Here is a 10525-nt window from a genome sequence, read left to right as displayed (position 1 = left end):
GCCATGCTCGGCAGAGGCTCTACTGGTAAGGCCTCTGCCGAGCATGGCTCGGCACTACAGGTTCGGCTCTACCGGTGAAGCCTCTGCCGAGCATGGCTCGGCACTACAGATTCGGTTTTACTGGTAAGGCCCCTGCCGAGCATGGCTCGGCACTACGCGCTTTTCAGCGCTGCTTGCGGCTGTTCCAGCTGGCCAGAAATACTGCCGTCGCCGAGGCCACATTCAAGCTCTCCACCGCGCCGCTACCCGGAATCGACAGACGCAGATCACAGCTCTGGGCGAAGTCACGGTCCATGCCCTCGCTCTCGGCACCCATCACGTACACCATGCGGTCCGGCAGCTCGGTGCTGAAGACGTTGTCGCCGTCGGCCACCAAAGTCGCAGCCAAGCCGAAACCAGCGTCACGCAGCTGCGCAACGGCCTGCGGCAAGGCCGGCAGGCGCACCAGCGGGACCGACTCAGCGCCGCCTTCGGCCACGCGCGCGGCTGCGCCGGACAGGGCCAGCGTCGAGTCAGCCGGCAACAGTATCCCCTTGACTCCAAAGTGCGCGGCCGAGCGCAGGATGGCGCCGAAATTATGCGGGTTGCCCACGCCATCCAGCCACAGGGCCAGCGCAGGGCCGTCCTGCAACGAGGCCAGCCAGGTCGCCAACGGCAGCGGCTCCTGCTTCTGCACGTCGGCCACCAGGCCTTCGTGGTGGGTGGTGGCGGCCAGCTTGTTGAGGTCGCCATCGCCGACCACGCGGTAACCCACGCGGTTGGCCACACACCACTTCAACACCGGCTGCAGGCGCGGGATCATGTCCTCGGCCAGATACAGCTTACGCAGCGCCTGCGGGCGCTTGGCAAACATCGCCTGCACGGCATTGACGCCGTACAGACGCATTTCATCACCGCCGCGTACCGGGACACCGTCGCCTTCACGTGCGGCCGAGGGTGCAGCCGGAATTGCGCGGGGGGGCCGCGAGGAAGGGCGACGGTTGTTCCAGGGATTGCTCACAGCGGTTCCTTTGAATTACTTGTTGCTACGCCAGAAATCGGCATTTTTGATGCCCAATGCATCGGGGTCGAAGACCGGGTCCAGGCCCATCTTCTTCTGCCGCTCATAGTCGGTCAGTGCAAGCATGGCAGGCTTTTGCAGGATCAGGATGGCAACCACGTTCAGCCAAGCCATCAAGCCCACGCCGATGTCACCCAGCGCCCAGGCCATTTTCGCATTGTGGTAGGCGCCAAACACCACCATCGCCATGATGCCCACGCGCAACACCAGCATCGCGGCCGGGTGGGTGCGGTTGCTGCCAGCCAGATAGGTCAGGTTGGTTTCGGCCATGTAGTAATAGGCCATGATCGTGGTGAAGGCGAAGAAGAACAGCGCCAGCGCCACAAAACCTGCACCCCAACCCGGCAACACCGACTCCACCGCTGCCTGGGTGAACAGAGCACCTTCGGAAGGCTGCACGCCGGGCACGCCGGTAATGATGGCTTCCAGCTTGGTCACGCCACCTTCGGTGACTTCACGGAACACGTTGTACATGCCGGTGGACAGCACCAGGAAGGCGGTCGAGGTGCAGACCAGCATGGTGTCGAAATAGATCGCAAAAGCCTGCACGTAGCCCTGCTTGGCCGGGTGCGAGACCTCGGCAGCAGCAGCGGCGTGCGGGCCGGTGCCCTGGCCGGCTTCGTTGGCGTAGATACCGCGCTTCACGCCCCAGGCAATCGCCTGGCCGATGATGCCACCGAAGGCCGCATGCGCACCGAAGGCGCTGGAGAAGATGTCCGAGAACATCGCCGGCACCTTGCTGGCATTGAGCATCATCACCACGATCGCCATCAGGATGAAGCCCAGCGCCATGAACGGCACGATCACTTCGGCGAAGCTGGCAATGCGCTTGACGCCGCCGAAGATGATGATGCCCAGCAGCACTGCCACCGTCAGGCCAATCCACAACTTCATGCTGCCCGCACCACCCACCGAGGCGCAGGCATCAGCGCCGGTGCACAGCACGTTGACTGCGCTGTCGGCGATGGCATTGGCCTGTACGCCCGGCAGCAGGAAGCCGGCGGCAATGACTGTGGCAACGGCAAACGCGGTGGCGTACCACTTAACGCCCATCGCTTTTTCAATGTAGTAAGCCGGGCCACCGCGATAACGGCCTTCGGCATCCTTGGTCTTGTAGATCTGTGCCAGCGTCGATTCCACGTAGGAAGTGGCGGCGCCGAGGAAGCCCATCACCCACATCCAGAAGATCGCACCGGGGCCGCCGTAGGCAATGGCCGTGGCCACGCCGGCGATGTTGCCGATACCCATGCGGCCAGCCATCGACATGGCCAAGGCCTGGAACGAGGACACACCGGCATCGGACTTCTCGCCGCGTACGGTGAGCCGGCACATCTCGGCAAACCCCCGGATCTGCATGAAGCGGGTGCGCACACTGAACCACAGACCCGCACCCAGACACATGAAGATGAGCGCGTTACTCCAGATGATGCCGTTGATCGTTTCGACGATGGATTCCACGTAATTCCCCGGAAAGCTGAAAGGTAGCCAAAGCCCGGAATCCCGGGGCTGGCCGATTTTTCCACGATTAAGCTTGGATGTGCAGAGCCTTTACGCCAGTTTCAGCAAAGTCCTGATACGTGCGAAGCAACGCATATCGTGCAACTGCCCATCCTTGAACACCGATTGACGCTCGGTGCCTTCCTCCGCGAATCCATTCTTGAGCAACACCTGTGCCGATGCCGGGTTGCCGGCCATCACCTGTGCGGACAACCGTGCCAGCTCCAGGGTATCCATCACCCACGGCACGTAGGCAGCGACCACGGCAGTCATGATGCCCTGCCCCCAGTACCGCCGGCCCAGCCAATAACCCAGCGACGCCGAATAACGGCGCTCGGCCTTGCCCTGGGTGACCCCGATGCCGCCGCAGGCCTGTCCATCAATCACCAGTGCGAACACCTGCCCCCGCAGGTCCAGCACCTGTCCACCCAGAAACGCCTCGCCATCGGCACGGGTATACGGATAGGGAAAGCGCGTGCTCAGCCCCCGTGATACCGCCGCGTCGTTGGCATGCTCAAGCAGCGCGTCCAGGTCCCCTGCTTGCCAGGGGCGCAACTGGACGCGGCCGCCGAGCAGCGGCTCACGCATGGCCGCCAACCGCTGGCGTCTCGCGCTCGAGCTTTTCCAGCGCGTTGGCCACGGTTTCCGGCGACTTGGTATACGGCGCCAGCAAGGCATAGAACGCCGGCACCACGAACAGCGACAGGAAGGTGGACACGCTGACGCCGAAGATCACCACGATGCCGATGGTGGCGCGGCTGGCCGAACCGGGGCCACCGGCCACGACCAGCGGAATCGCACCAACCACGGTGGCGATCGAGGTCATCAGGATCGGCCGCAGGCGCACCATCGATGACTCGACGATGGCCTGATGCACATTGCGGCCTTCATCGCGCAGCTGGTTGGCGAACTCGACGATCAGGATGCCGTTCTTCGCTGCCAGGCCCACCAGCATGACGATGCCGATCTGGCTGAACAGGTTGAGCGTGCCGCCGCTGAGGTACAGGCCAACAAACGCGCCGAGCACGCCCAAGGGCACGGTCAGCATGATCACCAGCGGATGGATGAAGCTCTCGAACTGCGCCGCCAGCACCAGGTAGACCACCAGCAAGGCCATCGCAAAGGTCAGCAATACCGCGCTGCCTGCACTCTGGTACTCGCGCGATTCCCCCTTCCAGTCGATCTGCGCGTAATCCGGCAGTTCTTCGGCGGCAACCTGCTTGGCCCAGTCTATGGTTTCGCCCAGCGTGTGACCGGGAGCGACGTTGGCACTGATGGTGATCGAGCGCAGGCGGTTGAAGCGGTTGAGGCTACCGGCCTCGGCCACTTCACTGAGCGTGACCAGGTTGGACAGCGGTACCAGTTCACCCGAGCGCGCACGCACCTGGATCGCCGACAGGTCAGCCGGGGAGGTGCGGCCTTCGCGGCCGGCCTGCACCAGCACGTCGTACTCCTCGCCGTTGTCGACGAAGGTGGTGACGCGGCGCGAGCCCATCATGGTTTCCAGCGCGCGGCCGATGTCGGTGACCGAGATGCCCAGATCAGCCGCACGCTGGCGGTCGATGTTGACCCGCATCTGCGGCCGGGTTTCCTTGTAGTCCGAATCCGCGCCGACCAGGCCGGGGTAATCGGCCATGCGCTCCAGCAGGCGATCACGCCACTGCGCGATTTCCGCGTACTCCGGGCCGCCGAGCACGACCTGGAACGGCTGGCCCATGCTGCGCACCAGGCCACCACCAACCATGGTGCGCACGCGCACACCGCTGAGGTCGTTCAGTTCTTTCTGCAGGTCGTTGGCCACATCCACCGTGGCCTCGCTGCGGTTGCGCCAAGGCTGCAGGAATACGCTCATGCGGCCGGTATGCATTTCCTCGCTGTTGCCCCAACCGCCGGGCACGCGCGGATTGGCGCGGACGATGGGTTCTTCGGGGCCGACGAAGCGCGAGACGATCTTCTCGACCTGCTGCACCTGCGCCACGGTGTAGTCGTAGCCCGCGCCTTCCGGGCCGTCGATCATGATCTGGAACGAGCCACGGTCTTCGGCCGGTGCGAGTTCCGATGGAATCAGTTTGAACAGGCCCCAGCTGGCGCCGAGCGCGCCCAGCATCACCAAGCCGAAGATCCAGCTGCGTTGCACATGGCGATCCAGCACCCGCCCATAAGCCGCCGACAAGCGCGCCAACTGGCGATTGATGAAGCCATGCAGACGGCTGACCTTCTGCTCGCTATGCGGCTTGAGCAGCTTGGAGGCCATCATCGGCGTCAGCGTCAGCGCGACGAAGGCAGACAAAGCCACTGCCGCTGCGAGCGCTACCGCCAGCTCGCGGAACAGGCGGCCGGTATTGCCTTCAAGGAAACCGACCGGCAGGAATACCGCCACCAGCACCGCGGTGGTCGCGATCACCGCGAACGCCACCTGCGCGGTACCGCGCTTGGCGGCCACCAGCGGCGGCTCGCCCAGATCGATGCGGCGCTGCACGTTCTCGACCACGACGATGGCGTCATCCACCACCAGGCCAATACACAAGACCAGCGCCAACAGCGTGAACAGGTTGATCGAGAAGCCGAAGGCGAACAGCGCGATGAAGGCAGCGACCAGACACACCGGCACCGTCACCGCTGGAATCACTGCCGCACGCAAGCTGCCCAGGAACAGCCAGATCACGATCAACACCAGGATCATCGCTTCAACCAAGGTGGCGTAAACGCGCTCCACGGCAGCTTCAATGAAGGTGGTGTTGTCGAAGGCAACGAAGATCTGCGTGCCCTTGGGCAGGGTCAGGGCGATGCGTTCGGCTTCGGCGCGGGTATCGCGCGCCACGTCCAGTGCATTGGCAGTGGATGTCTTGACGATACCCAGGCCGATGCCTGGTTCGCCGTTGCTGCGGAAATAGGCGCGACGCTCGGACGAGGCCAGTTCGACCTTGGCCACGTCGCCCAAGCGCACCACATAGCCGTCATTGCCCTTGCCCAACGGGATGCTGGCAAAGTCAGCAGGTGCCACGTAGCTGCGCTCCACGCGCAGGGTGAAATCGCGGTCAGCCGATTCAATGCGGCCGGCTGGCAGTTCCACGTTCTCGCTGCGCAACGCGGCTTCCACTTCGTTGACGGTCAGTCCACGCGCAGCCAGCTGGTCGCGGTCCAGCCACACCCGCATCGCATAGCGCTGGCGGCCACCGATGCGGACCTGGGCTACGCCGTCGATGCTGGAAAAACGGTCCACGACATAGCGGTCGGCGTAATCGCTGAGCTCCAGCGTATCCATCACCGAGGACGACATGTTGAACCAGATGATCGGGTCGGCATCGCTCTCGACCTTGGCGATTTCCGGCGGCCGCGCTTCTTCCGGCATGCGGTCGGCAACACGGCTGACCGCATCGCGCACGTCATTAGCCGCAGCTTCGATGTCGCGGTTGGCGTTGAACTCGATGCTGACCGAGGCACGGCCATTGGTGCTGCGTGCATTGATGGTATCGATGCCTTCGATACCGGCCAGCGCATCTTCCAGCACCTGGGTGACCCGGCTTTCGATCACCGCTGCCGAGGCGCCGGTGTAGTCCACTGACACTGACACGATGGGCGGATCAATCGCTGGCAGCTCGCGCAGGGTCAGACGGGTGAACGACATGATGCCCAGCACCAGCAGCAACAGGCTCATCACCACGGCCAGTACCGGCCGCTTGATCGAAAGATCGGACAGCTTCATCCTGCGGTCGCCAGCTTGGCCGGTGCGGCAACCTCGGCCGGCTTCAGCGGCGTGGCCGCGTCGGCGGCCTTGGCCGGCTTGTCATCCTGGATGCGGATGCCCGGGCGCAGCTTGCCGGTGCCATCGACCACGATGCGATCACCCGCCTTCAGCCCTTCGACAATTTCCACCACACCGGCGCGGCGGGTGCCGGCCTTGATATCGGCGCGCTCGACGCTTTCATCCTGCTTGACCCGGAACACGTAGGAGTCGCGACCGACCTGCACCACCGCAATCTCCGGGATCACCAGCGCATCGCGCTCGGGGCGGTACAGGCGCACGTCGAGCAACATGCCCGGGCGCAGCGCGTGATCGGCATTGTCGAAATCGGCGCGCACGGTGATCGCGCGGCTGCCCGGATCAACCCGAGCGTCGATGGTGCTGACCGTGCCTTCAAAGGTTCGGCCCGGGTAGGCGATGCTGCTGCCACTGACCTTGTCGCCGTTCTGCAGCGAGGACAGCTGCGCTTCCGGCACCTGGAAATCGACGTGCATGCGCGAGATGTCATCCAGCGTGGCGATCGCGGTGGTCGGGGTGACCAGCGAACCCGGGCTGACCTGACGGATACCCAGTACGCCAGCGAATGGCGCGCGCACGCTGCGATCACCGATATCGGCTCGCATCTGCTGCACGCGGGCTTCGGCGGCGTCACGGATCGATTGCTGTGTATCCAGGGTCGAATGCGCTACCAGCTGCTGGGCTGCCAGTTCACGCTGGCGCTTGTAGAGCCGGTCGGCCTCGGCGAAGGTCGCCTGGGCCTGGGCAAGTGCGGCCTGCTGGGCCTGGCCGCGCAGGGTCACCAGCGGCGCACCGGTAGCGACCTGCTGGCCGCTTTCGAAATGCACCTTGTCGATGATCTCGCTGACCTTGGCGGTGACGATGATGGATTCGCGCGCCTTGGCAGTGCCGTTGGCCTGCAGCGTATCGCTCCACGGGGAGGTTTCAACGACCTGGGTGGTGACCAGCACCGCGCCGGCGGCCTGCCGTGGCGCCTCGGCGTTCTTGCGGTTGCATCCGGCCAACGCCAGCGCCAAGACAGTGCCACCCGCAACGGTGACGGCAAATCGCCCGAACATACGCAGTCCCATCTGATACACGATCAAGCAGTCTAGCGGTGCCAGATGACGGCCGGATGTGCCGTTAGGGGGGGAGCACCCCCATTGTGGGATTGCCGTTCGTTTGTAGGAGCGGCGTCAGCCGCGAAGCTCGTAGCGCCCGAAAGGCCGAAAAGCTCACCCCTCCCCAACCCTCCCCTCCGCCTTCGGCGCAAGGGAGGGGGCGAAGCTGCAATTGCGGATGAATCCAGGGCTGACGGTGCGGTGGCTTCGCGGCTTATGCCGCTCCCACAACCCCAACCCACAGTTCCGTCCTATCAGCGCAACGCCTGCAACACCTGCTCGACCATCACCGGCACGCTGTCGGTATCAGCCCGCAGGTGCAGTTCCGGGGCCTCAGGCGCTTCATACGGCGAATCGATGCCGGTGAAGTTGGGAATCTGCCCGGCGCGGGCCTTGCGGTACAGGCCCTTCACATCGCGCGCTTCGGCCACCGCCAACGGCACATCGACGAATACCTCGATGAACTCGCCATCCTCGAAACGCTCACGCGCCATCTGCCGTTCCGCACGGAACGGCGAGATGAAGCTGACCAGCACCACCAAGCCGGCATCGGCCATCAGTCGTGCCACTTCGGCAACGCGGCGGATGTTTTCCACGCGGTCCTCGTCGGTGAAGCCCAGATCCCGGTTCAAGCCATGACGGACGTTGTCACCATCCAGCAGGAAGGTATGCACGCCCTGCGCATGCAGGCGCTTCTCGACCTGGTTGGCGACGGTGGACTTGCCGGCGCCAGACAGACCGGTGAACCACAGCACCTTGGGCTGCTGACCCTTGATCCGAGCCCGCGCGGCCTTGTCCACGTCCAGATGCTGCCAATGCACGTTGCCAGCACGGCGCAGGGCGAAATCCAAGGTGCCGGCGGCGACGGTGGCATTGGTCTGCCGGTCGATCAGGATGAAGCCGCCCAATGCGCGGTTCTGCGCATACGGGGCAAACGCCACCGGCTCGTCCAGCGACAGGTTGCAGTAGCCCACCTCGTTCAACTCAAGGCGTTTGGCGGCCAAACGTTCCTGCGTATTCACGTCAACGCGGTGCTTGATCTCGCTGATGTTGGCGGCCACGGTGCGGCTGCCGATCTGCAGCCAGTACGGGCGGCCCGGCAACAAGGCGGCATCGTCCATCCACAGCACATGCGCAGCGAACTGATCGGCCACTTCCGGCGGATCACCCGCTGCGGCGATGACGTCGCCGCGACTGACATCGACTTCATCGTCCAGGGTCAACGTCACTGCCTGACCTGTGGAAGCGACTGCCAGCGGACCATTCGGCCCCAGCACCTGTTTGACCGTGGAACGGCGCGCCGACGGCAGCACCACCACCTCATCACCTACGCGCACCTGACCGGCGGCAATGGTGCCGGCAAAGCCACGGAAATCCTGATTCGGTCGATTGACCCACTGCACCGGCAGGCGCAGTCCGCTGGCGGCGTCGTGCGCACTCAGCTCGACCGTGTCCAGGTGCTCGATCAGATTGGGACCGGCATACCAAGGCATCGCCGCCGAACGCGTGGACAGGTTCTGCCCTTCCAATGCGGACAGCGGAATCGCCTGCACATTGGCGATCCCCAATTGCGTGGCAAGCGCCTGGTAGTCGGCAACAATGCGCTCGAATACGGATTGGTCGTAATCGACCAGATCCATCTTGTTCACCGCCAGCACCACCTGGCCGATGCCGAGCAGCGAGATGATGTAGCTATGCCTATGGGTCTGGGTCAGCAGGCCTTTGCGCGCATCCACCAGCACCACCGCCACATCGGCAGTCGAGGCGCCGGTAGCCATGTTGCGGGTGTACTGCTCATGCCCGGGGCAATCGGCAACGATGTACTTGCGGCGGTCGGTATCGAAGTAGCGATAGGCCACGTCGATGGTGATGCCCTGCTCGCGCTCTGCAGCCAAGCCGTCGAGCAGCAATGCGTAGTCGATGCGCTCGCCCTGAGTGCCATGGCGACGACTGTCTGCTTCCAGCGCGGTCAGCTGGTCATCGAACAAACGCTTGCTTTCGTACAGCAAACGGCCAATCAAGGTGCTCTTGCCATCATCGACGCTGCCGCAGGTGATGAAGCGCAGCAGCGGCTTGGTTTCGTGGGCTTTGAGGTAGGCAGCGATGTCGGAAGAAGTGGTCACGGCGCTCATCAGAAATACCCCTCCAACTTCTTCTTCTCCATCGATGCGGACTGGTCATGGTCGATCAGCCGGCCCTGACGCTCGGAACTGGTCGATACCAGCATCTCGGCGATGATCTTTTCCAGGGTGTCGGCTTCGGATTCAATCGCGCCGGTCAGCGGATAGCAACCAAGCGTGCGGAAACGCACCTTGCGCAGCTGCGGCACCTCGCCCGGATGCAGCGGCAGGCGCTCGTCATCGACCATGATCAGGCTGCCGTCGCGCTCGACGACGGGTCGCTCAGCGGCGAGGTAGAGCGGTACCACCGGAATTTTTTCGCGATAGATATAGAGCCAGATATCCAGCTCGGTCCAGTTGGACAGCGGGAATACGCGTACGCTCTCACCCTGGTGGATGCGGGCGTTGTAGAGGTTCCACAGCTCCGGGCGCTGGTTCTTCGGGTCCCAGCGATGGCGGTCATTGCGGAACGAGAACACCCGCTCCTTGGCCCGTGACTTCTCTTCGTCGCGGCGCGCACCGCCGATGGCGGCATCGAACTTCCACTTGTCCAATGCCTGCTTCAGGCCCTGGGTCTTCATCACGTCGGTATGCACGCTGGGACCGTGGCTGACCGGGCCGATGTCGCGGGCAATGCCGTCCGGGTTGATATGCACCCGCAGTTCGGTGCCGGTCTCGGCCACCCGGCGGTCGCGGAAGGCGATCATCTCGCCGAACTTCCAGCGCGTATCCACGTGCAGCAACGGGATCGGCGGCACGCCCGGCGCGAACGCCTTCAGCAGCAGGTGCAGCAATACCGAGCTGTCCTTGCCCACCGAGTACATCAGCACCGGGTTGTCAAAGGCGGCGGCGACTTCACGCAGGATATGGATGCTCTCCGCTTCCAGGCGGTCGAGGTGTGACAGGGGTGCAGTGGCGGTCATTGCGTGCCGAATCAAGGAGGCGGGGCCCGAGGGCAAGGGTAGCAGCGAAGCCGGACGGGACT

General features: G+C 64.1%; 7 protein-coding genes. All 7 read right to left on the bottom strand.

Translation table 11 applies throughout. The annotated features are described in order from the left end of the window. Positions 1-163 precede the first annotated feature (163 nt). Positions 164-1000 (bottom strand): TrmH family RNA methyltransferase, encoded by an 837-nt coding sequence (locus tag ACVOMB_RS16380; RefSeq protein ID WP_481532148.1) that lies wholly within the window; start codon positions 998-1000, stop codon positions 164-166. A gap of 15 nt (positions 1001-1015) precedes the next feature. Further along, positions 1016-2461, bottom strand: a complete 1446-nt coding sequence (locus tag ACVOMB_RS16375) for an alanine/glycine:cation symporter family protein (RefSeq protein ID WP_481532150.1) — start codon at positions 2459-2461, stop codon at positions 1016-1018. Positions 2462-2608: 147 nt separating this feature from the next. Next, positions 2609-3145, bottom strand: a complete 537-nt coding sequence (locus tag ACVOMB_RS16370) for a GNAT family N-acetyltransferase (RefSeq protein WP_481532147.1) — start codon at positions 3143-3145, stop codon at positions 2609-2611. After that, positions 3138-6263, bottom strand: a complete 3126-nt coding sequence (locus tag ACVOMB_RS16365) for an efflux RND transporter permease subunit (RefSeq protein WP_481532146.1) — start codon at positions 6261-6263, stop codon at positions 3138-3140. Before ACVOMB_RS16365 ends, ACVOMB_RS16370 begins: the two co-directional genes overlap by 8 nt. Then, the gene (locus ACVOMB_RS16360; RefSeq protein ID WP_481532149.1) at positions 6260-7378 is read right to left on the bottom strand and encodes an efflux RND transporter periplasmic adaptor subunit; all 1119 of its coding nucleotides are present in this window, start codon (positions 7376-7378) and stop codon (positions 6260-6262) included. Before ACVOMB_RS16360 ends, ACVOMB_RS16365 begins: the two co-directional genes overlap by 4 nt. A gap of 296 nt (positions 7379-7674) precedes the next feature. Further along, complete coding sequence (gene cysN, locus ACVOMB_RS16355) at positions 7675-9552, bottom strand: sulfate adenylyltransferase subunit CysN (RefSeq protein ID WP_481532145.1); 1878 nt, start codon at positions 9550-9552, stop codon at positions 7675-7677. Next, positions 9552-10463 (bottom strand): sulfate adenylyltransferase subunit CysD, encoded by a 912-nt coding sequence (gene cysD / locus ACVOMB_RS16350; RefSeq protein ID WP_481532144.1) that lies wholly within the window; start codon positions 10461-10463, stop codon positions 9552-9554. Before cysD ends, cysN begins: the two co-directional genes overlap by 1 nt. Between the last annotated feature and the right edge of the window lie 62 nt (positions 10464-10525).

The organism is Stenotrophomonas sp. STEN018 (assembly GCF_056760235.1).
The sequence above is the reverse complement of the archived record's forward strand: the minus strand, read 5'-3'. Positions and strand labels throughout refer to the sequence as shown.

Bases quoted from the DNA above. Each gene is read 5' to 3' on its own strand.
- ACVOMB_RS16365 (WP_481532146.1), bottom strand. From the start codon at position 6,263: ATGAAGCTGTCCGATCTTTCGATCAAGCGGCCGGTACTGGCCGTGGTG.
- cysD (WP_481532144.1), bottom strand. From the start codon at position 10,463: ATGACCGCCACTGCACCCCTGTCACACCTCGACCGCCTGGAAGCGGAG.
- ACVOMB_RS16360 (WP_481532149.1), bottom strand. From the start codon at position 7,378: ATGTTCGGGCGATTTGCCGTCACCGTTGCGGGTGGCACTGTCTTGGCG.
- cysN (WP_481532145.1), bottom strand. From the start codon at position 9,552: ATGAGCGCCGTGACCACTTCTTCCGACATCGCTGCCTACCTCAAAGCC.
- ACVOMB_RS16375 (WP_481532150.1), bottom strand. From the start codon at position 2,461: ATGTGTCTGGGTGCGGGTCTGTGGTTCAGTGTGCGCACCCGCTTCATG.
- ACVOMB_RS16370 (WP_481532147.1), bottom strand. From the start codon at position 3,145: ATGCGTGAGCCGCTGCTCGGCGGCCGCGTCCAGTTGCGCCCCTGGCAA.